This is a genomic window from Enterococcus sp. JNUCC 77 (genome assembly GCF_054819945.1).
The window spans coordinates 1,100,998-1,126,656 of record NZ_JBTHIG010000001.1 but is presented as its reverse complement, the minus strand read 5'-3'; the positions used below and the strand labels follow the sequence as shown (position 1 = coordinate 1,126,656).

Below are 25,659 nucleotides of genomic sequence, written 5' to 3'. Positions count from 1 at the left end.
TTCACTATTTATTAACGAGATTAAAATGAGATTGTATTGTTTAAATCAAACAATGACAAATCAGGGACATGCTTATTGTTTTCAAGAGTTTCAATAATATCGGCTGAAACAACTTCATTATTTTTCATCCCAATACATAAGCCGCCTTTACCTTCTTCTAGTAATTCAACCGCATATGCACCAAATTTACTAGCTAACACCCGATCACGTGCGCTTGGGGAACCACCACGAACAATGTGTCCTAAAATAGATACACGCGTGTGGAAATCACCATATGTTGATAATTCCTCAGCAAATTCATTACCGCCCATTACACCTTCGGCTAAAACAATTAGACAATGTTTTTTCCCGCGGTCACGGCCAGCTTGAATTTTTTTAGCGATAGCTTCCATATCAAAATTATGTTCTGGGATAACAATTTCATCTGCTCCGCCAGCTACACCTGCCCACAAGGCGATATCGCCAGCATTACGACCCATTACTTCAATAACAAAAGTCCGTACGTGAGATGTTGCTGTGTCACGAATTCTATCAATTGCTTCCAAGACCGTGTTGATAGCTGTATCAAAACCAACTGTAAAATCCGTTCCCGGAATATCATTATCAATCGTTCCTGGAATACCCACAGCTGGGAAACCATGACGAGTCAGCGCCATTGCACCGTGATAAGAACCATCTCCACCGATAACAACTAATCCTTCAATACCAAATTTTTTCAATTGTTCAATACCCTTTAATTGCCCTTCTTCAGTAGCAAATTCAGGATAACGAGCAGAATAAAGGAACGTTCCACCTTTTTGAATTTTATCTCCAACATCCGCGATATCTAAACGACGAATATCACCAGCAACTAAACCGGCATAACCATAGTTAATACCGTATACTTCAAGTCCATCGTGGATCCCTTTACGAACAACAGCACGGATTGCTGCATTCATACCCGGCGCATCTCCACCACTAGTTAAAATTGCTATGCGTTTCATTTTCTCACCTCAAATTATATTTCAAACTAACAACCATCAATTTGATTCACGATTTATTCTATCAAAGAAAGTTAGAAAAGTCCTCCATCAATTGAGATGTAAGCTTTTCCAACGGTAAAAAGTTTTTGGAAATCAGATGAAATCATCTTAATACGACGTTTTCTCCCCCTAATATGTCACCTAATTCAGTTAATATCCGTTCATTACGACCTATCCAAAAATTTCTACTCAGCGCAATCTTTCGACCGTCTGACTCGAAATAAATAATCACTGGGATATTTCCCGCTGATTTTTTTAAAATATCAGCAATCAATTGCTCAGTTTCTTTGACTGGTCGGTCTTTTGTCACTTTTAAATAAAGGGTTTGATCAGATAAAGTATTCTCCACTGATTCCGCCAAGGTTATTTCCTCTACCAAAACTTGCAGACTTTGATCATAATTACTTCGCTCTACTTTTCCTTTTAATAAATAAACTTGATTGATCGACAAATTTTCACGAACACGGCGATAATACTGTGGAAATACGGTTGCAGAAATTTCACCGCTTAAATCATTGCCGGTTAAAAAGGCCATTTTTTCGCCTTTTTTTGTACGAATCTCACGAATTTCTTTTAAATAGAATAAAATCTCAGCCTGACTACCGACTGCTAATTGACTAATTGATTGAATATTGCGCTGTTTATTTAACTTAGGAAAACCCTCTGTTGGATGCCCAGACAAATAAAAACCTAAATACTGTTCTTCGATGTCTAATTTTTCAGCTAAATCATAATCAGTTAATTCTTGCTTTTTCAAACTCATAATATTTAATAGATCTAAACTGCCTCCACTGTATACAACATTTTGTAACTTGCCCTCTAATTCTGCTAATAGTTCTTTTCGATTGTTATGCAAATTATCAAAAACGCCAATATAAATGAGTGGTGCAATGTAGTCATATTTTAACCATCGCTCATCAATTCTCAGTAAAAACTGGTCTAAAGACTTAAATGAACCACCTTGATTGCGACTACTTAAAATATTTGCCACAAAATCACGTCGAATACCTTTAATTGCATCTAAACCAAAACGCATTAAATTTTTATCTATCAGAGTAAAACTAAATTGACTTTTATTAATATCTGGACCCAATAAATCAATCCCTGCACGACTTGCTTCAGCAATATACTCCCGCATTTTTTTACTATCACCACGAACAGACTGTAATAAAGCGGTATAGAAGGGACCGGGATAATGAACTTTTAAATACGCCATTTGATAACCTACAAAAGAATAAGCAAAAGCATGGGAACGATTAAAACCATAATCGGCAAAACGTTCAATATAATCATAGACTTTTTCCGCACTTTGCTGACTATAGTCTTGATCCATAGAACCTTTGACAAAGTGTTCTCTTTCTTCATCTAAGATGTCTTTTTTCTTTTTACTTACTGCTCGTCTTAAAATATCTGCTTGTCCTAGACTAAAGCCAGCCATTTTAGCAGCAACCTGCATAATTTGCTCCTGATAAACAATAATGCCATAGGTGTTTTCTAAAATTGGTTGGAGCGCCGCTTCAGGATAAGTAATAGGTTCTTTTCCTTTTTTTCTAGCAATAAAAGTATCGATATTTTGCATTGGACCCGGTCTATATAGAGCATTCACCGCGGCAATATCTTCGATTGAAGTCGGTCCCAATTTTTTTAGAACATTACGAATACCAGCAGATTCAAATTGGAAAACGCCTGCCGTGTCCCCTCGCTGAAAAAGTTCTAAAGTTGCTGGATCATCTAATGGAATTTGGTTTAACGTAAGTGTTTCATGATTAAACTGTTGGATGTTTTTTAATGTCGTGTCAATAATTGATAAATTACGCAAACCAAGGAAATCCATCTTTAATAAACCAAGACGTTCAACGTCTCCCATCGTAAATTGCGTCAATAAAATATCTTCCGCGCCATTTTGCAGAGGAACTAAATTAACCAAGTCTTGATCACTAATAACAACTCCTGCAGCATGGGTAGAAACATGGCGAGGTAATCCTTCTAAAGTTAAAGCAGTTTGGTATAATAATTGATTCCGTTCGCTTTGATTCACTAAGTTTCGCAAACGATCCGATTGCTCATAAGCTTGGCCCAAGGTAATTTTTAATTGATTGGGAATAGCTGCTGACCAGCGATTGGCTTCGCTTTGCGATAACCCAAATACCCGGTTAACATCACGCAGAACCATTTTGGCTGCCATTGTACCAAATGTAGCAATTTGCGCAACGTGAAAACGACCGTATTTTTCTTTAACATAATGTAGAATTTCATTGCGTCGATTATCAGGAATATCCAAATCTATATCTGGCATCGAATTTCGTTCAGGATTTAAAAATCGTTCAAATAATAAATCATATTTAATCGGATCAACATCTGTGATATTTAAAACATAAGCTACTAGCGATCCTGCTGCTGAACCCCGTCCAGCACCACTAACAATCTGATTGCGGTGAACATAATCCATCACATCCCAAACAATTAAAAAGTAATCATCAAAACCCATTCGATGAATAATGGATAATTCCATTGTTAAGCGTTCATGATATACCTCCGTAACAGTTTCCACACGTTCAGATAATTTCTCCCAACATAATTCCTCTAAATAGTTATCGGCTGATTCCCCATCAGGGACAGGATAATGGGGTAAAAGTTTTTGATGTAAGGGAATTTCTAGTTGGCATGCATCAGCTATTTTTTGGGCATTTCCAATCGCTTCCGGATGATCATTATAAGCAGTAGCAAAAATTTCATGAGACGTTAAAAAATTTGGACCTTCTGTTACATGTAATTCTTCATTCGAAATATGGGTACCGTTTTGTAAATGATCCATCACTTTTATTGCAAAAGCCTCTTGAGGCTCTAAATAATTGACTTCGTGAAGCGCAACTAGCGGTAACTTACTGTTTATATTTTCTTGATTACTAGAAATACCTTGATAGATTTCCTTAAAAGATAAAAGTAACTGATCAGCTTCTTCTTCAGAAATAAACGTTGGCAGGACTGCTATCAAATGGTCAGACTGGATATTGAGATCTTTTAAGGATAAAATTTTTTCCGCAATCATTCGTTCAGAAGAAATTCGCATCAATTCTTGGTAACCAAGCAAATCTTTGGCATATAATAGTATATGGCGTTCTTCAATAGAAGAAAAACTTAAATTTAAACCGATAATCGGCTGTATTTGATATTTTTGACAAGCTAAAGAGAATTCAACAGCCCCAGTAAGCACATCATCATCAGTAATCGCTATGCTTGAGTAACCTAGTTCTTTAGCTTTTTTTACATAGAAATCAACGGTTAAGGTGCTTTTTAACAAAGAATATGAAGTTCTCGTATATAGTTGTGGTAATTTCATAGAATCCTCCAAGTTTAAACTATAACAATCTCTTGAGACTTTCCTTTACTTTTCAGAAAATAATGCTAAACTGAACTAGAAAATATGAGAAAAGAGGTGTCTCAAATGAAATATTTAGTGACTTTCTTTTGGGCTTTCTTAATTGGTCAGGCAGTTTGCTATCTTGGTAGCGCCTTACAAAGCGGTGCTTACAATTTCCCATTATCTACCGGCATTTCACTTTTTGTTGGTCTAATGGCAATTATTGTTGCTAGCTTCGTTAAGCCAAAACAAAACATGACAAAAAAAGCATAATTTTTTCAACAAAAAACCAGTTACTCTATTGTAACTGGTTTTTTATTTTTTTCCTAGTTTCATACGATGGTTGTTTTTCATCGTTGAAAATACTTCTTCTATTTTATAAGATTCACTTTTTTAAATGCCCTATAAATCCAAATAAGAAAATTCAGCAAGAATATAACTACTGTAACCCAGACGATGGTCGTTCGTGTTTGACCAAATAATGCTAATAGCATCACTACCAAGTTAAGAACTGCTACCCAAAATTCTGATGTTTTAAAAATACTTTTCTGCATTTTTTAATCCCCTTAATCCAAACAACAAGTCATTTATTTCACTGCTAATTTATTGCAAAATCACAAAAAACTGCTTTTTATTTAGCAGTTTTTTTGAATAATAATTTTCTAAAATTAAAGAGGCTCAAAAGAATATTTCCGAATATACAAACACTCGTCGCAATAAATACCATTGAATAGCTGAAGGTATTTGCAACTCCAGAACCCAACATTGGGCCGATAACTTGTCCAAAATTATTAAACATTTGGTTATAGCTGTAAACACGGCTGACGCCTTCTTTTGGGGTCATTTTCCCAATCAACGTATTAATAGATGGCATTAAAGCTCCTGTAGAAAATCCCAGGAAGAAGCGCAATACGCCTAATTGAAAAGGCGTCTGCACAAATGCCATTGGCACAGTACATAAGAAGGATAAGACCAAGCCAAAAATTAAAATTTTATGATTGCCGATACGGTCGCCTAATTTTCCCAATGTCGGTGAAGAAGCGATTGCAGAAATCCCAGAAACTGAAACGATAAAACCACTGATTAACAAAGTATTGCCACCATGACTATTTAATTGCCGGATATACAATGTCAAAATTGGACTAATACTGGTAATTCCCAGCTGTAAAATCATAGTACTAATAAATAAACCGATCAAAACAGAGACATGATCTATTTTTTTCGTTAGATCTCGAATACTAATCATCTCGCCTTTTTTCACTGGAACAAAATTCTCTTGTACTAAAAAGATAGTTAAAATCATACAGATGAATAAAATCGCACCGGTAATCAAGAAAACATTTTCTAATCCAAATAATTGGGCCAATAACCCGCCGATCGATGGACCAATTAAATTTCCGGCTAAAGCACCGGTTGATAAAGTGCCAAGCGCCCAACCGCTTTTTTCTCTTGGTGTTTGTGAGACAATCATGGCAGTTGCGTTTGGTATGTAGCCCGCCAAGACTCCAGTCATAAATCTCATAATCAATAACCAATAGGCATTTGGCACAAATGCTAACGAACCCATAGTTATCGTCATCCCTGCTGCGGCACGTACCATCATCATTTTTCGACCTTTTCGATCCGCCAAATTTCCCCACAATGGAGAAAAAATAGCTGCTCCTAAGGCATTTACTGAAATTGCTAGTCCTGCAAAAATATCTACTTGAGACGCTGGGGTTCCTAATTGCTCCACATAAACTGGAATAAATGGTAAAACCAAACTAAAACTGGCGCCAGTGAAAAAACAACCAATCCACGTAACGAAGAGATTTCTTCGCCAATTAACTTTCATTTTTTTCGCTCCCTATCTAGTCCAAAATGACTCAATTATACTATACTGCTATCTTTAGAATTAGACAATAAATCTTAAAAAATTTGCAAGAAACTGAAAAAAAGCCTGATATAGTTGTGTTTTCGTTACAATATGCTAGACTTAAACAAATTGAAACGAGGAGATTACATGAAAAAATTAATCGCGATTGACTTAGATGGTACTACTTTAAATCAAGATTCAATCATTACAGAAAAAACATTTAAAACTTTGCGACGTGCTGTTGAAGACGGCCATCAAGTTGTCATTGCAACTGGTCGACCTTACCGCATGAGCCAACAATTTTATCACCAATTAAAGCTAACTTCACCCATGATTAATTTTAATGGTGCTCTAGTTCATCTTCCTGGCAAACAATGGAAAGGCGAACAAGAAACTGCAATAAATCGTAAAATTGTTTTTGACTTATTGGCTGAAAAAAAGAATCTCAAATTAGACTTTATTGCTGCAGAAAATCGAAATACCTTTTTTATTGATGATTTAAATTTCTTTGATAAGGGTCTATTCGCCTCTGAACAAGCAACTTTAGATAATCTATTAACCACTGATACTTTAACTAGCAATCCTACTTCAATGCTTCTTCGTAGCCAACCTGAAAATTTAGTCAGTGTCTCTAATGAACTAAAAAATCAATTTGGTCAAGAGATTGAAGTCAATACATGGGGCGGTCCTTCATCAATTTTAGAAGTAGTAGCTAAAGGTATTCAAAAAGCCCATGGTTTAGAACGGGTAATCGATGAATTCCAAATGGACAAGAAAGATATCATTGCTTTTGGAGACGAACACAATGATGTCGATATGCTGCAATATGCCGGCTGGGGTGTTGCAATGGCAAACGGAACTGACCAAGTGAAAAGTGTCGCTAATGATATTACTGATAAACCAAACTCTGAAGATGGTCTAGCAGATTATCTAACAAAATATTTGGATCTATAATCATTTAACAATTGTACTTAACAGTCTGAAATTTTCAGGCTGTTTTTTTATTAAATAAAAAACTAACAATATCAACAGTAGTGCTATCAATATTGCTAGCTAATATAAAAAGTAAAATATAAGGAAGGTATAGGAACCTTAAACACTTAAAGTTGGCTGTCATAAGCCTTTATTTAACAAAGATTCCCCTTTACAAAAAACAAAATTCCTCATTACCAATCATGCGATTTGATCAATTGCTGGGGCAAAAACTTCAATAAGCCATGGTGGTTAATTTGTTTGTTTATTAAAATAATGTAGCCATATGAAATCCAAATATTATATAAAGCCATTACCGACGTGGCTAATAAACACATCATAATTACTGAGAAATTAATCTATTTCATTTAAATTTTTCATCCTAGCTCAAGCTCAAAAGCCCTTAAATCCTCTTGATCTTTACTTATCTGTTCCTTTTGATAGACAGTCATTAATTTTGATTTATTCAATGCATCACCATCAACTTGTAATTGTTGTCTCCGACATTGAATTAAAGACCTACCTTTGAAATTGAAATTATTTGATCATAACTGCATCTCAATCCCTCTTTGCTACAAAATAAGGCTATTAAGCTGTACTTCCAACCTGAACACCAGGTATCTTTCCTGCTCTTGTTTCTTTAAATAAAGTTGGTAATGTGACTTTCAAATATTACGCAACATGTTGCGAGTTCCACACTTTATTTGGAATAGCTTTTTCTGATATCAATACTTTCAGATCATCCAATGAAATCAAAACGAATTGTTGCATTGACAAATCCTCCTCACTTAACGCCAAATGCTTGTTTTAATATAGAAATAATTAAATTTGACTTTGGGTCAGTTCTTTTACCTGATAAAGCTGAAAATACTTCTAACTTACTAACATTAATTAAACCAGTTTGTTTGCTTCTTTAAACTTGATAATTCGCTCTCGTAAATTTGTTGTATCCGGCATAATATCGCCTCCTCATATTTATTTTGAAAGCAAATAAGTTAGCAAATCGAAATATTCATCGACTCTTTTAACACGTGATGTTAAAATTAACGCAAAGTTAAAAAAATGCAATAAAGCCTAATGAACGTTGGGGAACGGTTTTTAGGTCTTTTAGTTGTAGCCTTTTTACTAACTAACTTGGTTACAAGAACAATTTAATACCTTGTGTTAAAAATTTTCTTACTTAATTTTAAAAAAGTGTATTTTAAAGCCTTTCACAGTTTTTGTTGGTATGAACTAGGCTTTTAAAATAAATATTATGAACCTAAAGGAGAAAGAAATGAAAAAAATTATTGGTAGTATTTTAACGCTCATTGCAGTATTTAGTTTAGCGGCTTGCGGAAGGAACATATCAACAGCAGATTTAAAAGCAAATGATTGGATTGTAGAATCTGAGAAAAGTGATTATCCATCAATGATCCTTAGCTTTTCTGATCATGTTATAACATTTTCAATTGATTCAAATAACATGGAATCTTCAGCTAAAAGTGAAATGGAATCAATTGGAGAAGAATTTGCTAAAAGTATTATCGATGAAATGAATTTTAAATATGAGTATACTTTAGATAAAAACAAGCTGACATGGAAGAGCGACGATAAAGATAACTCAGAAGATGAAACATACTTGGTTGGGAGTGAAGGGAAAAATATTATCCTAACACCTGAAAAAATAAGTGATTCTTCAGAAAGTGAGAAGATGGTATTAAAACCAATTGAAAAAAATAAACAAAATAAAAAGGAAAGTAACGATGAATCTGATTCATCATCAAAATCTGAGAAAAAAGATAATTCACTCTTAAAAAATAATAAGAAATTTAGTTATTTAGCTACTAATAATGGTGCAGAAAAAACAAAAATTATTGATCAAAAAGATTACGCCACTAATTGGTCGGATAGTTCTTGGTCTGGGGTTAACGTCTCAATTGATGAAGTAAGTATACTAAAAGTTGAAGACTTCAAAGATTACTCTGATGAAGAATACCCAGCATTTATCATGGTTCACTTTAACATTGATAATACTTCAAGAGATGTTGGCATTTTTCCGGAATATGCAACTTTAAATACAAATACAGGTGAACAAACTGAAGGCAGTTACCACATGAAATCGTTCGCTGGAGATTTGTTTAGTGGTAGTAAAGTTAATGGCTATGCTTCATTTCCACTAAGAAACCTAGAAAACGTTACTGATATTAACCAAATACGGTTAAAATTTAATAGCAGTTATGATACTGATGATTTTAATGATGATAATGCTTATCATGAATATGATGCAACTATAGATCTGCAATAAAAAAACACAATCCCACCCCTCCAAGAGTCAGATTGTGCAGAATAAATTAACCTAAGGAATAAGCTTATTTAATTATGCCTATTTTATCAAATTGAAAGAATTGATACAAATGGCAATTGAAAAAGAAACTGTCGAAAAGTTACCAAGCGAGAAATTCAGACTACTTATAACTGTTGGATATAACAAAAAAATCGTAAAAACGTGAATGAACTAGTGAATTATCTCGAAAGTTAGTCAATTACAAAAAAAAGCTAGAAACATTAACAGAATTGCTCTGTATCAATGTTTCTAGCATTATTTGTAAGATATATAAGGAAGGTACAGGATTTGAACCTGCGCGCCGGGATGAACCGGTTCGACGGATTTCGAGTCCGTTGCATTACCACTCTGCCAACCTTCCGCACAAATTATCTTACCTCTTTGAAAGTAAATGTCAAGAATTATAAAGAATCTAAGACTGATGTATCTTCTTTTTCTAAAACATTTTCGATGGCACGGTTCAACAAGTGAACAATCTCATCTTGTGTTGGCGAAATGATTCCTGAAGACATCAATGTTGCAATCCCAGTAACCGTAATCCAACTACCTACATGTAAAGCATTGATATGATTTTCATCTAACTTACTATATTTAGGGTGCTCACTAACCAATTGTCGGAAATACTTGTAAGAAAAATCATGCATCTTTTTCCCACCACCGTATTCTTGTACGTAAAGAGCGTTGTATAAATTATTTTGCTCTTTGGCAAAGTAAACATAATTTAAGCCTAAATCAATAATCGTATCTCCAGTCCGTACCTCTGGAAAAACATCGTAATATAGATGGTTACAAATCTCATCTAATAAAGTATTTTTTAAATCACCCATATTTTTAAATTCCAAATAGATTGGCTGTGTACTGATTCCCATTTTTTTAGCAATATTTCGGGCGGTGAATCCAGAAAAGCCTTCTCCTTCAACAACTTCATAAGCGGCCTTCAAAATCTGATCTTTTGTGTACACTTTTCTTCTCATCAACGTTTCCTCCTGAGGTGTTATTATTTTTCTTGTAATTTTATTTTAAACTCAAAGTATTTAGTTTGGCAACCCCTATCTTAAATGTTATTCAAAAAATGTAAAATTTCTTATTAAATAGATTCTAACTTGAGTGTTTTCTGTAAAATAGCTATTGAAATCGTTTTTATAATCTTTATAAATAATCTTATATAATTTCAACCAGAGATGTAGGCGTTATGCTTTCTTCTATTTGGTCGTTTTCTGAGTGATTGAGAATGAATGTATTTTTTTACTATTTCATGTTACTTTATTCCACTATCTTTCAAATTTTTATCTCACTAGAAAAACTTTTCTTGCCTAAACTCAAATTTTTCCCTACTATTGGAATAAGGCGGTGAAATAATGGAGCAAAGTAGCTACACACAACTAATTTTAAGTACTTGCTTAAGGGCTGGAAAAATAATGATGGAGTCTGGTTCAGAAGTGTATCGCGTGGAAGATACAATGAAACGAATTGCAAGAAACGCTGGACTTCAGGATATTCAAACATATGTGACTGCAACAGGTTTGTTTGTAGGATCACCGTCTGAAGAAAAAAGTCAATTAATTGAGATTACTCGCCAATCAATTAATCTAGAAAAAGTTGCAGCGGTCAATCGTGGTTCACGCTTGTTTGCATCTGGAGAAATTTCTTTACGAGATTTATATTATGCATTAGATTTTGTAGATGATAATACAGCGGATTTTCCTTATTGGTGGAATGTGATTGCAGCAGGGATTGTCAGTTGTACTTTAATGATTATTTTACAGGGAGACTGGCGAGATTTTATTCCAACTTTTATCATTGGTGCACTGGGTTTTACTGTTCATAATTTCTTCGGAAAAAAATTACATATGTATTTTTTCAATGATTTTTTTGCCGCACTAATTATCGGTGCGCTAGCAAATATTTTTGTTTTACTAGGTTGGGCACTGAATGTGAACAGTATTATTATTGGCTCTATCATGCCTCTGGTTCCTGGATTAGCAATTACCAATTCTTTTAGAGATATTATGGCTGGTCATTTAATTAGCGGAATTGCTCGCGCTACGGAAGCGCTCTTTGTTGCAGGAGCCATTGGCGGCGGAATTATTGTTGCTTTTCATTTTTTTTAAGGAGGAAACTTTTTGACTATACTTATCAATTTTTTCTTTAGTATGATTAGCACGATAACTTTTGGTGTATTAACTAATATTCCTCGCCGTGCATTTTTAACGACTGGTCTTACAGGGGCATGTGGTTGGATGACTTTCTGGGGATTAGAAACGTATTTTAATCAAAATGCTGGAATTGCTAATTTTTGCGCTGCGACAGTAATTGGTCTAATCAGTATTTTCTTTTCACGCCGTATGTCTATGCCAGTAATTATTTTTAACGTACCTAGTTTGGTTCCTTTAGTACCTGGTGGCCCAGCTTATATGGCGGTTCGACAAATGATGAATCAGAATTTTACCGCGGCGATGGAAAATATTGTAGTGGTCTTAGTTACGGCAGGAGCTATTGCTCTAGGATTTATGTTCACTAATTTAGTTGAAGGAATTTTAAAACGAACACGACAAAATCTACTAAAAAAAACAAGACGTTAGCGAGACATTGAGTCCAGCTAACGTCTTCTTATTTTACAATCAATACTGAACATTCTGCCATGCGAGCCATCTCATTTGCTTCAGAACGAATAAAACTTTTTTTCTTAGAGGCACCACAAACTAGTAGATCCGGTTGAAAAATGGGAATGATTTCTTCTACAATCACATGAGCTGGATCGCCTTCATCCACGTAAGCCTTTTCGACAGTAATACCTGCTTTTTCAGCCTTTTTCATATAATCTTCGGATATATTTACCACTTTTTCTTTTTTTTGCCGTAAATTCTCTGGCTGCAAATATTCATAAACATTCAATCGATTAATTTCAAATATCGTTGCCACCGCTATTTTTGAACCTAATCGGCTGGCCAGATCAACTGCATAATCAAATGCTTTTAGTGAATCTTCTGAATCATCTACTGCGACCAATATTTTCTCAAACATTTTATGCCTTCTTTCTTTAGCTTAAAGTACTATAAATCAAAAATAAATTCAAAATTGTTAATACTATCGTAATAAACCAAGCAAGATATTTTTCCCAATTTGGATTTGCAAACTCTCCCATTACTTTTTTGTCACTAGTAAAAATGGTTAGCGGAATAATTGAAACAGGTAAAGCGATACTTAAAAACACTTGTGTATATAACAGCAAATTCTCAACCGCCTCTTCATTTCCACCATACAGAATGACGCAAATGATTACTGGAATGATTGCTAAAAGTCTTGTGACAACACGCCGCATCCATAAAGGAATTTTCAAACGAATAAAACCTTCCATGACAATTTGACCAGACAATGTACCAGTAATGGTTGAATTCTGTCCTGAGGCCAATAATGCGACAGCAAATAAAGTACTTAGCAACGGACTGGCAATGCTTCCCACGACTGCTGGATTTTGTAGAGCATCATATAGATCAACAAATTTCCCTAAATCTGAATTCGTGCCATAAAATAAAGCACCACCTAAAATTAATAGTAGACAGTTAACGATAAATGCGACCGTCAATTGAATATTAGAATCCCAGGTAGTAAATCTGACTGCTTCTTTCATTTCTCTTGGATTATCTCGATCAAAATCTCGTGATTGAGAGATTGACGAATGCAAATACAAGTTGTGAGGCATTACCGTTGCACCGACAATACCGAGCGCTAATAAAAGCATCGAGCGATCCGTCGCAATTTTAGTTGTAGGAATAAAACCGCGAATCACTTCTCCCCAATGAGGATCAGCCACGGCAACTTCATAACCAAAAACACAAAAAATGACAAAAATCAAAGTTGCTACAATTGCTTCAATCTTACGAAATCCCAATTTAGTTAAAAGTAGCAATAGTAAAACATCTAAAGTAGTGATCAATACCCCAACAATCAATGGTAAACCAAATAATAATTGTAAGGCGATTGCCCCACCAATGACTTCAGCAATATCTGTTGCCATAATGGCCATCTCATTTACAACCCACAACGAAAAACCTAAAGCTTTCCCAGTTTTCGTACGGGTCATTTGCGCCAAATCTTTTCCAGTTACAATGCCTAATTTAGCCGCCATACTCTGTAAGAGCATCGCAACCAAGCTAGAAATTAAAACAATTGACAACAGACTATATTTATAAGATGCTCCACCTGCTATCGATGTAATCCAATTACCTGGATCCATATAACCCACTGCAACTAAAGCACCAGGTCCACTGTAAAGCAGCAGTTTCCGCCAAAAGCTAGCATCTTTCGGAACAACAACTGTTCCATTTATTTCTTCTAAACTGACGCCGTCAGACTCATGTATCAGATTTTTCTTTTTAGTCAAAGGTATTTCCCCTTATTGTTTTTCTTTAAGCATAGCTTAAGTTAAAAAAACTGTAAAATATTTAAAAAAGTTCATGATTTGCGTAATTTAGGTCTTAAGTCCTATACAAATTACACAATAATCCTTTATACTGCAAATGTAGCACAAAGGAGATGAAGAAATGAGCATTGCACAATCTAGAAAATTATTAAATATTATCTCATTGATGGGAATTGCCGTGACCATTAGTTTGGCAATTTACTTTTATCAATTAGGTGTCTTTAAAGATATGAATGCTTTACAACAATTAGTTGGTCAATCAGCAATTGTTGGTCCTCTCGTGTTTGTCTTGATTCAAATTATTCAAGTCGTCATCCCGATTATTCCAGGGGGTATAAGTTTAGCTGCTGGAGTCATTATCTTCGGTCCCTATTGGGGATTTGTTTATAATTATGTCGGTATTTGTATAGGCTCATTAATCCTTTTTGCCTTAGGTCGGCATTATGGAAAACCTTTGATCGAACATTTAGTCAGTGAAAAGATATTTGATAAATATAGTCACATGTTGGATAATGAATCTCGTTTTGAAAAGATATTTGCCATCGCGATTTTTTTACCAGTTGCACCAGATGATGCTTTATGTTTGATGGCTAGTTTAACAAATATGTCTTTCAAAAAATATACAGCGATTATTCTATTAGCTAAACCTGCTTCAATTTTCTTGTATAGTTTAGCTCTATTACAAGGCGGTCAATTACTGTCACAATTACTAACCCACTAATCAATAGTGGGTTTTATTTTTAGGTAAAGGTTGTTGGTTAAATGTTTTCTACTAAATTAAATAATTTTAAAATATTTCTATTATTCGCTAGTTTTCTACCTTTCGTCAATCTAGTGCTTTTTTTTATTTTAAAAAATACTAAGCTACCTTTATTAGGTAGTTTGCTTTTATTTGTTTTACTTATGAGTATCTATGGACTAATACTCTTAATGATAGAGACAAAAAAGCCGACCTGCAACTTGAATTTTTTCAAAGGCTGGCTGGCTTCTTCCGGACTAATATTTATTTGGTCTCCTTTATTATTTGCCCAGTTTTATCAACTTTTATTGGCGCGATTCTCTTTGCCTGCAAATATACTGTCTACTGTATTTGCTAAAAGATGGCAAATCATTCCGATTGTCATTATTATCTACTTAATTATCTTATATCTTACTACTCGATTTATTTTTTTTCCGTCAAATTTAACTCATGGTGATACTATAATCAGAGGTTTGATCAATAGTTGGAAATTTTCTCAAAAGCCTTGGCCGAAGGAAATTCTTTTTGGTGGATTAATGCTATTGCTGACAGCTATCATTTGGTTAGTGCGGATAAAACTTGGAGAACAATTGTTAACACTTTTCAGTCACCAGTACTCACTAATATTTGCTTTACTAATTTATGCATTAATCGGCAACGTTCTTTTTGCTCTCTTGATTGTTAAATTATTAAATCAGCAAAAACTAATTGTAAATGACGTTTTTGATTGTCATTGGTTATTGTTGAGTGTGCTAGGCTTAATCGCTATCACTATTTTAAATTATCATAGCGATTTAACTGCTTTTCAGCCTAACAATCAGCCTTATAGTATTTCTCATCGCGGTATAAGTCAAAAGAATGCCATTCAAAATACAATTACCGGATTAACTGATACAAATCTCCAGTGGCAACCTGATCTCGTCGAAATTGATCTTCAAGAAACTTCAGATCACCAATTAGTAGTCGTCCATGACCCAAATTTAAAAAAATTAACAGGAAGAGATCTCAACGTAGATCAACTAACTTGGCCAGAAATTCAACAATTAACATTAAAAGAAAACAATTATACTGATAAAATTAGTCTATTTTCTGATTATTTAGTTCAGGCCAATCAATTAGAACAAAAACTGCTGATTGAATTAAAACCTTCAACAAAAACACAAGAAACAATTGTTTCAGCGCTACTTCCATTTAAAGAGCAATTGTCTAATCATTTTTTACAAAGTATGAGCCTTAAAGTTTCTGAAGAAACAAAAAAATACTTTTTTGATAATCAAGTTGGCTATATTTTACCTTTTGATTTTCTCGGCGTACCAAAAAACAATTTGGATTTTATCAATATCGAACAGCGAACGGCTAATCCTTATATAATTCAAGCTTTAAAAAATCAAAACAAAGATATTTTAATTTGGACATTGCATACAAAAAAAGAAGCTTCTCAATTAAAAAGTTTAGCCATTAACGGCTTACTGACTGACGATCTATCCAAACTAAAAAGCCAAGCCACCCTTCAAAATTTCGCTGCGTTTTTCTTGCGTCTCTATTAAAAAAAGTACTTTTCCAAGGGAAAAGTACTTTTTTTAATATGCTAATGATTTATCTGAAATAGATTTTTTTATGTCTTGATATTTAACAACCATGCGATTCTGTAACTCTTGCACCATTAATTCATCGCATGGATCACATTCAGTTACGTTAATGACTGCTATATTCGTGTATAACTGTTCAACAACACCAATCACTTCCCGCTGAGAACCAACTGGTAAACATTTATACTGAGCACCGATTTTTATTTCTTCCATCTGAATCCCCTCCGTTCATTTCGTTTTTTATAATAACATATTATAAATAAATTGAAAACGCTTTTCACAAATAAATTTACTAATTAAAAAGGATATTTTGCCAAAAATTAGACTACTTTAAAAACAAATGGTTTAATAATAAATGTTATCTTTAATCAAGCATGCTTTTTATTACCTAAATTTAATTTAAGCATCAAAAAGCCTACCAATCGAAAAAATGATTGGCAGGCTCTCAGTATTATTCTATAGACGTTCGTTTAATTCTTTAGCTAAATCTTCAAAGCCAGGTTTGCCTAGTAAAGCAAACATATTTCTTTTATAGTCTTCCACACCGGGTTGATTAAATGGATTGACACCGTTTAAGTAGCCAGAAACACCAACTGCAATTTCAAAGAAATACATGGTGTATCCTAAAGTATACGCGTCCATTGTTGGAATGTGTAATACAAAGTTTGGAACGCCACCATCGGTATGAGCAAGTAAAGTTCCTTCAAAAGCTTTTGTATTTACAAAATCGACATCTTTTCCTTCTAAGTAACCTAAACCATCAAGGTCAGATTCTTGAGCTGGAATTTCGATAACTTTTCTAGGTTGATCAACTTTAACAATCGTTTCAAATATATTGCGACGACCATCTTGAATGTATTGACCAAATGAATGTAAATCTGTTGAGAAGTTCGCACTTGATGGATAAATGCCCTTCAAATCTTTTCCTTCAGATTCACCGTAAAGTTGTTTCCACCATTCATTTAAATACTGCATTCCTGGTTCATAGTTAACTAAAATTTCAGTTACTTTTCCTTTACGGTATAAGATATTTCTCAATGCAGCATATTGATAAGCTTCATTTTCGTCCAGGTTATCACTTGAATAAGCTGTTCGTGCATCTGCCGCACCTTGCATCAAGGCGTCAATATCCGCACCACTGGCAGCGATTGGTAATAAACCAACTGCAGTCAATACAGAAAAACGTCCACCAACATCATCAGGAATTACAAAAGTTTCCCAACCAGCTGCATCGGCTTCAATTTTCACTGCACCACGCGCTTTGTCAGTTGTTGCATAGATTCGTTTATTTGCTTCTGCTTCGCCATATTTTTTAATTAATAATTCTTTAAATACGCGGAAAGCAATCGCTGGTTCAGTAGTTGTACCAGATTTCGAGATTACGTTAACTGAAAAATCTCGGTCCCCAATTACTTCGATTAAATCAGCAATGTATGTTGAGCTAATTGAATTTCCAGCAAAGAATACTTGTGGTGCTTTACGGTCTTCTTTTGTTTGTGCATTGAAAAATGATTGATGTAAAAATTCAATCGCTGCACGAGCACCTAAATAAGAACCACCAATTCCGATAACCACTAAAACTTCAGAATCAGATTGGATTTTTTCAGCGGCTTTTTTAATACGAGCAAACTCATCTTTATCATAATTTACTGGTAAATCAATCCAGCCTAAAAAGTCATTGCCAGCTCCAGTACCTTCGTGTAGTTCTTTGTGAGCTAATGCCACTTGACTCTTGATAAATTCAACTTCATGGTCGTTAATAAAAGGTGTTACTTTCGAATGATCGAAATGAATGTGTGCCATTTTGTTTCCTCCTTGATGATTACTATTATACAGCTATTACTTTACGTTTATTTTCATAATTTTTCAAGCCAGAACTTTTTTATACCAAACCTTGTGCATACATCGCTTCAGCAACTTTAGCAAAACCAGCTATATTAGCACCTGCAGCATAATCTCCAGCAGTTGCGTAACGTTTAGCTGTTTCAGAAATTGTTTCATAAATATCTTTCATAATTAAATTAAGATTTTCGTCTACCGCATGACGAGTCCAAGAAAGTCGTTGTGAATTTTGACTCATTTCCAAAGCTGAAACAGCTACACCACCGGCATTTGCTGCTTTGGCTGGCAAGTAACAAATATTTCCAGCCTGATAAACTTCAAGAGCTTGATTAGTTGAAGGCATATTTGCACCTTCAGCAACAATTCTTATACCATCTTTTACTAAAATTTCCGCTTGAACCGCATTAATTTCATTTTGTGTTGCACATGGTAATGCAATATCCGCTTGAACAGAGAAATCCCAGACACTACCTGTTTGATAACTAGCATTTGGTCTTTGCTCGATATATTCGGTTAATCTGCCTCGCCGAACTTCTTTTATTTCTTTTAAAAGTTTTAAATCAATGCCTTCTGAGTCATAAATAAAACCACTAGAATCTGAAGCAGTTAGCACTTTTCCACCTAATTCTTGAATTTTTTCAATAGTGTAAATCGCGACATTTCCACTACCTGATAATTTAACTGTCTTATCTTTTAAAGAATCTCCTTTATCTTTCAATAGGTGATGAACCAAGTAGACTAAACCATAGCCCGTTGCTTCTGTTCGGATCAAACTTCCGTTAAAACCGACTGGTTTACCGGTTAAAATACCCATATCTGATTGTCGCAAACGTTTATACTGACCATATAAAAAACCAATTTCTCTAGCACCCACACCAATATCACCAGCAGGTACATCTAAATCAGGACCAATATGCTTTTGCAATTCAGTCATGAAACTTTGACAAAAACGCATAATTTCACTATCTGATCGACCTTTAGGATCAAAGTCGGAACCGCCTTTACCACCACCAATTGGTTGGTTAGTTAAACTATTTTTAAAAATTTGTTCAAAACCTAAAAATTTTAAAATACTCAGGTTTACACTAGGGTGAAATCTTAACCCGCCTTTATATGGACCGATGGCTGAATTAAATTGTACTCGATAGCCACGATTCACATGCCAATCACCATTATCTGCTTGCCAAGGGACTCTAAATTGAATTACACGCTCAGGTTCTAAAATAAGTGACAAAATATTTTTCTCAATAAATGTAGGATTGTCTTCTAAAAAAGGTATAATAGTAGGCAGAAACTCTTCAACTGCCTGAATGAACTCAATTTCATGAGAATCTTTGGCTTTTAAATCATTTATTAACTTATCAATGTATTCTTGGGTATTCACGTGCATCATCCTTTCAAAATAATAATAAGTTTAGCTTAATATAGTGGGCTTGTATAGCAATTTTTTAAAGATTAAAAAAATTCACAATACGGAGGAAAAATATGAAGAAAAAATTTGATGTGATTGTCATCGGTGCTGGGACAAGTGGTATGATGGCCGCCATCGCTGCAGCAGAAAATGGCGCTCAAGTCGCTTTGTTTGAAAAAAATAAAAAACCAGGTCGAAAACTACTCATGACTGGCGGCGGTCGTTGTAATGTTACCAACAATCGTCCTGTCGATGACTTAATTACCCACATTCCTGGAAATGGGAAGTTTTTATATAGTACTTTTAGCCAATGGGACAATCAAGACATTATGACTTTTTTTATTGAACATGGTGTTGCTTTAAAAGAAGAAGACCACGGCCGAATGTTTCCAGTCAGTAACTCAGCTAAAACCATTGTTCAAACGCTGCTAGCCGAATTAGAAAATCTAAATGTGACCATCTTCTTTAACACAGCTATCGAAAAGATTATTTCTGACGGGGAAAAAATTCAAGGTGTTAGAACTGAAAAGGGTGATTTTGGCGGAAAATGTGTTGTTGTCACCACAGGCGGCATGACTTATCCAAACACAGGAGCTACCGGTGATGGATATAAAATGGCAAAAACTCTGGGTCACCACGTCACTCCACTTTATCCGACTGAGTCTGCTATCTTTTTAAATGATTCTTTTATTACTGATAAAACATTGCAAGGACTATCTTTAAGAGACGTTCGTTTAACCGTTCTAAATCAATATAATAAAGAAGTTACCGCCCATAAAATGGATTTATTATTTACTCATTTTGGTGTTTCCGGTCCGGCTGCCCTACGCTGTTCAGGATTTGTAAATCAATTATTACGAGAACAATCTACAGTAACTTTGTCATTAGATTGTTTACCAGAACTATCTGAGGAAGCAGTGAAAGAAAAAATAGCTGAATTGGGTGAAACCTCTAATAAACAGCTAAATAATGCTCTAAGTATTTTACTTCCTGAGCGTTTACTAAATTTTTTCCTTCAAAAAGCAATGCTAACTAACAAAACTTATCGCGAAGTAAACGAACATGAATTGATTGAGCTCATCAACTTAATCAAAAACTTTCAAATGACCGCCACAAAAACATTAGGTCTAGAAAAATCTTTCGTAACTGGCGGTGGTATCGAACTAAAAGAGATTTCACCTAAAACTCTTGAAAGCAAAAAAATCACCGGCTTGTTTTTTGCCGGTGAAGTGCTCGATGTTAATGGTTATACAGGTGGTTTTAACATTACTGCTGCTTTTTGCACGGGACATGTTGCTGGTACCCATGCCGCTTATCAGAGTTTTGCTTAATTTTGAATTAAATCTACTGTTTGCCCCTTTGTTATTTCCAGAATAGCATTTGGGGCAATTTCTATCTGTAAGCCACGTTTGCCTGCCGAGACAGTTATTGTGTCATAACTTGCAGCTTCTACTGCCATAAAAGTCGGAAATAGTTTTTTCATCCCGATTGGTGAACAGCCTCCTCGAATGTAACCAGTCAAACTTTCTAAATCTTTTACATGAAGCATTTCAACTTTTTTATTACCTGATGCTTTGGCTAACTTTTTTAAGTCTAGCTCGTGATCACTAGGTATCACTGCAACGATTGGTCCGCTGGCATTTCCAACCGCCACTAGTGTTTTAAAAATACGCGCCGCCTCTATCCCAACTTGTTCAGGTACATGGCGGGCACTTAAATCATTCTCAGACCACTCATATTGATGTTCTACATAAGAAATTTTTTTCTGTTCAATCAAACGAATCGCATTTGTTTTTACTTGTTTTTTCTTAGCGATTTTTTCCACCTCTAACTAAATTCATCTAAAAATAGTTTTAACTTTTCAACTTCTAATTGACCTGGTGCAGAAGCTAAGCCAGGTAAATGTCCATAAGTCATGCAAGAGCCATCTAAATAGCCAGCCACTCGCGATAGCTTTCCAAGATTTCCTTGTGATACACTCACAATCGGTAAGTTTACAAAGGTTTGTGCCTTTAACGTCGTTCTCATTAATCGAATCACATCGGATTGATTTTGCGGAACTACTACAAGTTTGGCAATGTCTGCCCCCCAATGTTCCATCATATTTAAACGGAATAATAAAACCGCATCTTCCGGTGTTTCAGAATAATTATGATCACTTAGAATTACTTTTACATCTAATGCTTGCATCCAGCGAATAAAGGTTGTTCCCAACGTATCAACGTGGGTTAACTCAATGTCCGCTACATCAATGGAACGAGAAGTCACTGCAAATTCATTAATTCTACGATACTCACTTAGTGGCAGATCAGCCTGTCCACCCTCTTCAACAGTTCGCAAATTAAAAATCAACGGAATATTGCGCAGCTCTTCTCTTAAGGCCAATAATGTTAACAATAATTCTTCATCATCTTGCAGATTTTTATAATAATCTGCCCGCCACTCAACTATATCTCCATTGACTTTTGCTTGACTAGCCTGTGACATAATTTCATCAAATGTTTCACCAATAATTGGTACACAAATTTTTGGTTTTCCTGCATCCAATCGCATATCTCTTATTTGAACAGCCATCATCTTACTCATTCCCCACGATCATTTTTTATTTTTTAATTTCGTAAAATAGTACTTTTAAATAATTGCTTTCTTCAAACGCCGCTACTGGAAAATCTTGAGGCAAACGAAACGTTTCTTTTAGTTGGTAGGTTACACCCTGTTCGTCCAAACTCTTTTCAATACTTTGTCGAAATTTCTTTAATGTTAAATTTGACGCATTAGTGGAAGCAATAATTTGCCCTTTTGGATTTAATATTTCTAAGCTTTCAGCAATCAAGCGGCCATAATCTTTTGTCACTGAAAATGTCTTCTTTTTATTTCTAGCAAAACTTGGTGGGTCTAAGATGATTAAATCATAACTAAAACCTTTTCTTTTAGCATACTTAAAATATTCAAAAGTATCCATCACTACTATTTTTTGCTTTTCCAAAGAAATTTGATTCACTTCAAACTGTTCTCTGGTTTTATCTAAACTGCGTTTAGCTAAATCAACACTGGTTGTTCCTGCTGCCCCGCCAACAGCTGCTGCAACAGAAAAAGCACCGGTGTAGCTAAACATATTTAAGACTTTTTTTTCTTTTGCAAGTCCTGAAGCCAAACGTTTGCGAACTTCTTTTTGATCAAGAAAAATTCCTGTCATATATCCCTCATCTAAGTAAGTAGCATAATTAATACCATTTTCTTTAACTAGCCAAGGTTCTGCAGGTTTCTCTCCGATGTACCAATTACTTTCCGGTAAATCCGATTGAAAACGAATTTTTTCGACAATGCCAAGATTATCTGATAAGACTTCCGAAATTGTTAGCAATAATTCTTCTTTCAAGGCATAAATCGTTTCGTTATACCACGATATCACTAAATAACCGGCATAATAATCGATAGTGATACCACCAAAGCCATCACCTTCACCATTAAATAAACGAAAGGCTGTCGTTTCATTGTTTTGAAAAAATTTCTTTCGCTTAGTAACTGCTGTCTGAAATAACTCATGTAAGAACGTTTTATTAATTTTCAAAGCTTCGTAACTAATTAACCAGCCGATTCCTTTGTTTTGTTTTCCTAAATAGCCTGTACCTAAAATCTCTCCTCTTTCGTCTAAAAAAGTCAGATATTCTTTAGGTATATCGCTTATTTTTGTTTGCAAATCTTCAGGTTGAATCAGTGGATTTTTCTTTCTAATTTTTTGACTCGCCTTTTTTGTTAATTGTATTTTCAAATTTGTTTCCCTCGTTTCTTTTCAAGTATAACAAAATATTTAAGTGAATACGCTTATAAAGTTTTTTTTAAGTCGGCTTTAGATCAACTTAAATTAGATTGACGACATTATAAAATCCATGTAAACTCTAGGGAAGTGCTTTAAATGAAAAATTTAAACAAACCTTTTATTAGGAAGGAAGTTAACTTTGAGAAAATTTAAAATTTCATCAATCTTAAATAAGCGATTAGGTTTCTTTGGTCTATTAACCTTATTACTATGGGCCAAAAGTATATTTGCTTATCTATTTGAATTCAATTTGGGGATTGAAAGCTTAATGCAATATTTCATCCTCTTTATCAATCCATTTGCAACAACAATGTTTCTATTGTCGATTGCATTATATGTTAGACGGCCTAAAGCAGCCTATCGAACGATGATCGTTATCTATGCTTTAGCAACTCTGCTTTTGTTTTCAAATGTTGTCTACTATCGCGAATTTACTGATTTTATCACTATTAACACAATGCTTGGTGCTGGTAAAGTAGCTAGCGGACTTGGCGAAAGCGCCATAAGACTTTTCCGTCCTTATGATTTCATCTTCATGATTGATATTTTAATCCTTCCAATTCTTTTATGGAAGAAAATAATTAAAGAAGAAGAAAGACCAGTGAGAGCTCGAATGGCATTAGCCGTAACTGCCTTATCAGTTATGATCTTTTCTGGAAACTTATTTTTAGCTGAAGCTGACCGAACTGGTTTACTAACTAGAACCTTCTCACGGGATTATTTAGTTAAGTATTTAGGAATTAATGCTTTTACAGTTTATGATGGCGTTCAAACTTACCGTACTAATCAGGTAAAAGCAGAAGCCAGTGCCAACGATTTAACAGACGTTGAAGCTTACGTAAACGAACATTATGCAGCACCAAATGCTGACTATTATGGACTTGCTGATGGACGGAATGTCATTACTATCCATTTAGAAAGCTTCCAACAATTCTTGATTGATTATAAATTAAAAGATGAAAATGGTGTGGAACACGAAGTAACGCCGTTTATCAACAGTATCTACCATGAAAATAGTACTTTCAGTTTTGATAATTTCTTCCACCAAGTAAAGGCTGGGAAAACATCTGATGCCGAAACTTTGATGGAAACTTCATTATTTGGTTTAAATCAAGGATCATTATTTACTCAACTTGGTAGTGAAAATACTTTCCAAGCTGCGCCAAGCATTTTAAATCAAACAAAAGGTTACACTTCAGCGGCTTTCCACGGAAACTCAGGGAACTTCTGGAATCGAACAGAAACTTATAAAAATTTAGGCTATGATTACTTCTTTGACTCATCTTATTATGATGTCAACGATGATAACTCATTCCAGTATGGTTTACATGATAAACCTTTCTTTAATCAATCTGTTCAATATTTAGAACATTTACAACAACCATTCTATTCTAAGTTTATTGCTGTTACAAACCACTATCCATATAGCCAGTTAACTGGTGATGAGGCTGGTTTCCCAATGGCGAACACAAGTGATGAAACAATTAATGGCTACTTTGCAACAGCGAATTATTTAGATAAAGCAGTTGAAGAGTTCTTCACTTACTTAAAAGAAACTGGTTTATACGATAACTCAATTATTGTAATGTACGGTGATCACTATGGTATTTCTGAATCCCGTAATCCTGATTTAGCTGAGTTAGTCGGAAAAACTTCTGACACTTGGACGAATTATGACAATGCACAAATGCAAAGAGTCCCATACATGATTCATGTTCCTGGCCAAACAAATGGTGGAATTAATCATACTTATGGTGGTGAAGTTGATGCTTTACCAACCTTACTTCACTTATTGGGCGTTGACACAAGCAAATATATTCAAATGGGTCAAGATTTATTATCTCCTGAAAATGATCAACTAGTTGCTTTCCGTAACGGTGATTATATGACACCAGAATATACAAGTTATAGTGGCAGTGTTTATTCCAATTCAAATGGCCAAATGATTTTAGAGCCAGATGATGAGCTGCAACAACAGTTAGATACATGGGAACTTGCTGTCGACAAACAACTATCTACCTCCGATGATATTAATAATGGTGACCTTTTACGATTCTACACAGAAAGTGGATTGGAACCAATTGATTCATCCCAATATAATTATAAAGATAGCGTCAGCAAAATGGAGCAAATCGAATCAGACTTAGGTGCTGAATCGACTAGCATCTTCTCAAAAAATGGCGGTAAGACGACACAAAGTTTGTACAGCACGAAAACTTTCCAACAATATCAACAAGAAAATGGCTCCAGCGAAACATCTGATAACGCTGAAGAATAGATCTGTAAACTACTCAATTTT

At 34.7% G+C, this 25,659-nt stretch carries 21 protein-coding genes and 1 tRNA gene; 9 read left to right on the top strand and 13 right to left on the bottom strand.

Annotation, left to right across the window (positions count from 1 at the left end):
- Positions 1-20 precede the first annotated feature (20 nt).
- Together pfkA and ACVWNY_RS05620 are read right to left on the bottom strand one after the other, a co-directional pair.
- Complete coding sequence (gene pfkA, locus ACVWNY_RS05625) at positions 21-983, bottom strand: 6-phosphofructokinase (protein ID WP_218327669.1); 963 nt, start codon at positions 981-983, stop codon at positions 21-23.
- 142 nt (positions 984-1,125) lie between these two features.
- Positions 1,126-4,362: a DNA polymerase III subunit alpha gene (locus ACVWNY_RS05620; protein ID WP_218327668.1), complete on the bottom strand. Its 3,237-nt coding sequence runs from the start codon at positions 4,360-4,362 to the stop codon at positions 1,126-1,128.
- A gap of 105 nt (positions 4,363-4,467) precedes the next feature.
- Here ACVWNY_RS05620 and ACVWNY_RS05615 point away from each other — a divergent pair, with 105 nt between their 5' ends.
- A complete protein-coding gene (locus tag ACVWNY_RS05615) occupies positions 4,468-4,656 on the top strand; it encodes a YjzD family protein (protein ID WP_218327667.1) in 189 nt (62 codons plus the stop codon).
- Between the two features lie 358 nt (positions 4,657-5,014).
- Here ACVWNY_RS05615 and ACVWNY_RS05610 read toward each other — a convergent pair whose 3' ends face one another.
- Positions 5,015-6,217 carry a multidrug efflux MFS transporter gene (locus ACVWNY_RS05610; RefSeq protein WP_218327666.1) on the bottom strand — a complete coding sequence of 401 codons (1,203 nt, stop codon included), beginning with the start codon at positions 6,215-6,217 and terminating at the stop codon, positions 5,015-5,017.
- Positions 6,218-6,385: 168 nt separating this feature from the next.
- On the opposite strand from ACVWNY_RS05610, the gene ACVWNY_RS05605 reads away from it, so the two are divergent.
- Both ACVWNY_RS05605 and ACVWNY_RS05600 read left to right on the top strand, forming a co-directional pair.
- Positions 6,386-7,192 (top strand): Cof-type HAD-IIB family hydrolase, encoded by an 807-nt coding sequence (locus ACVWNY_RS05605; RefSeq protein WP_218327665.1) that lies wholly within the window; start codon positions 6,386-6,388, stop codon positions 7,190-7,192.
- A 1,294-nt stretch (positions 7,193-8,486) separates the two neighbouring features.
- Positions 8,487-9,497 carry an LptM family lipoprotein gene (locus tag ACVWNY_RS05600; protein WP_218327664.1) on the top strand — a complete coding sequence of 337 codons (1,011 nt, stop codon included), beginning with the start codon at positions 8,487-8,489 and terminating at the stop codon, positions 9,495-9,497.
- A 312-nt stretch (positions 9,498-9,809) separates the two neighbouring features.
- Here ACVWNY_RS05600 and ACVWNY_RS05595 read toward each other — a convergent pair.
- Positions 9,810-9,897: transfer RNA gene (locus ACVWNY_RS05595), tRNA-Ser, on the bottom strand.
- Between the two features lie 40 nt (positions 9,898-9,937).
- Positions 9,938-10,510 carry a TetR/AcrR family transcriptional regulator gene (locus ACVWNY_RS05590; RefSeq protein WP_218327663.1) on the bottom strand — a complete coding sequence of 191 codons (573 nt, stop codon included), beginning with the start codon at positions 10,508-10,510 and terminating at the stop codon, positions 9,938-9,940.
- A gap of 384 nt (positions 10,511-10,894) precedes the next feature.
- On the opposite strand from ACVWNY_RS05590, the gene ACVWNY_RS05585 reads away from it, so the two are divergent.
- Positions 10,895-11,647 carry a threonine/serine exporter family protein gene (locus ACVWNY_RS05585; protein WP_218327662.1) on the top strand — a complete coding sequence of 251 codons (753 nt, stop codon included), beginning with the start codon at positions 10,895-10,897 and terminating at the stop codon, positions 11,645-11,647.
- 12 nt (positions 11,648-11,659) lie between these two features.
- The gene (locus tag ACVWNY_RS05580; RefSeq protein ID WP_218327661.1) at positions 11,660-12,118 is read left to right on the top strand and encodes a threonine/serine exporter family protein; all 459 of its coding nucleotides are present in this window, start codon (positions 11,660-11,662) and stop codon (positions 12,116-12,118) included.
- Between the two features lie 28 nt (positions 12,119-12,146).
- Here ACVWNY_RS05580 and ACVWNY_RS05575 read toward each other — a convergent pair whose 3' ends face one another.
- Both ACVWNY_RS05575 and ACVWNY_RS05570 read right to left on the bottom strand, forming a co-directional pair.
- Entirely contained in the window at positions 12,147-12,560 is a 414-nt protein-coding gene (locus ACVWNY_RS05575; RefSeq protein WP_218327660.1) for a universal stress protein, read from the bottom strand.
- A 16-nt stretch (positions 12,561-12,576) separates the two neighbouring features.
- On the bottom strand, positions 12,577-13,920 hold the full coding sequence (locus ACVWNY_RS05570; RefSeq protein ID WP_218327659.1) for an Nramp family divalent metal transporter: 1,344 nt from the start codon (positions 13,918-13,920) through the stop codon (positions 12,577-12,579).
- Positions 13,921-14,080: 160 nt separating this feature from the next.
- Between ACVWNY_RS05570 and ACVWNY_RS05565 the strand changes: the two genes are divergently transcribed.
- Positions 14,081-14,680: a TVP38/TMEM64 family protein gene (locus ACVWNY_RS05565; RefSeq protein ID WP_218327658.1), complete on the top strand. Its 600-nt coding sequence runs from the start codon at positions 14,081-14,083 to the stop codon at positions 14,678-14,680.
- A 239-nt stretch (positions 14,681-14,919) separates the two neighbouring features.
- Positions 14,920-16,245: a glycerophosphodiester phosphodiesterase family protein gene (locus ACVWNY_RS05560; RefSeq protein WP_438720210.1), complete on the top strand. Its 1,326-nt coding sequence runs from the start codon at positions 14,920-14,922 to the stop codon at positions 16,243-16,245.
- Between the two features lie 33 nt (positions 16,246-16,278).
- On the opposite strand, the gene ACVWNY_RS05555 is transcribed toward ACVWNY_RS05560, so the two are convergent.
- From ACVWNY_RS05555 to gdhA, 3 genes are all read right to left on the bottom strand, one after another.
- Positions 16,279-16,500: a hypothetical protein gene (locus tag ACVWNY_RS05555; protein ID WP_218327656.1), complete on the bottom strand. Its 222-nt coding sequence runs from the start codon at positions 16,498-16,500 to the stop codon at positions 16,279-16,281.
- A 243-nt stretch (positions 16,501-16,743) separates the two neighbouring features.
- On the bottom strand, positions 16,744-18,090 hold the full coding sequence (locus ACVWNY_RS05550; RefSeq protein WP_218327655.1) for a glucose-6-phosphate isomerase: 1,347 nt from the start codon (positions 18,088-18,090) through the stop codon (positions 16,744-16,746).
- A 79-nt stretch (positions 18,091-18,169) separates the two neighbouring features.
- Positions 18,170-19,519: an NADP-specific glutamate dehydrogenase gene (gene gdhA, locus ACVWNY_RS05545; RefSeq protein WP_218327654.1), complete on the bottom strand. Its 1,350-nt coding sequence runs from the start codon at positions 19,517-19,519 to the stop codon at positions 18,170-18,172.
- A gap of 95 nt (positions 19,520-19,614) precedes the next feature.
- Between gdhA and ACVWNY_RS05540 the strand changes: the two genes are divergently transcribed.
- Positions 19,615-20,871 carry a BaiN/RdsA family NAD(P)/FAD-dependent oxidoreductase gene (locus tag ACVWNY_RS05540; protein WP_218327653.1) on the top strand — a complete coding sequence of 419 codons (1,257 nt, stop codon included), beginning with the start codon at positions 19,615-19,617 and terminating at the stop codon, positions 20,869-20,871.
- Here the strand turns inward: ACVWNY_RS05540 and ybaK are convergent.
- The 3 genes from ybaK to ACVWNY_RS05525 are packed head-to-tail and all read right to left on the bottom strand — an operon-like array spanning position 20,868 to position 23,312.
- Positions 20,868-21,356 (bottom strand): Cys-tRNA(Pro) deacylase, encoded by a 489-nt coding sequence (gene ybaK / locus ACVWNY_RS05535; RefSeq protein WP_218327678.1) that lies wholly within the window; start codon positions 21,354-21,356, stop codon positions 20,868-20,870. The genes ACVWNY_RS05540 and ybaK overlap by 4 nt on opposite strands.
- Positions 21,357-21,367: 11 nt before the next feature.
- Positions 21,368-22,126: a type I 3-dehydroquinate dehydratase gene (aroD, locus tag ACVWNY_RS05530; RefSeq protein WP_461211726.1), complete on the bottom strand. Its 759-nt coding sequence runs from the start codon at positions 22,124-22,126 to the stop codon at positions 21,368-21,370.
- 16 nt (positions 22,127-22,142) lie between these two features.
- Entirely contained in the window at positions 22,143-23,312 is a 1,170-nt protein-coding gene (locus ACVWNY_RS05525) for a class I SAM-dependent rRNA methyltransferase (RefSeq protein WP_218327652.1), read from the bottom strand.
- A 187-nt stretch (positions 23,313-23,499) separates the two neighbouring features.
- On the opposite strand from ACVWNY_RS05525, the gene ACVWNY_RS05520 reads away from it, so the two are divergent.
- Positions 23,500-25,638 (top strand): LTA synthase family protein, encoded by a 2,139-nt coding sequence (locus ACVWNY_RS05520; protein ID WP_218327651.1) that lies wholly within the window; start codon positions 23,500-23,502, stop codon positions 25,636-25,638.
- The last annotated feature ends 21 nt before the right edge of the window (positions 25,639-25,659 follow it).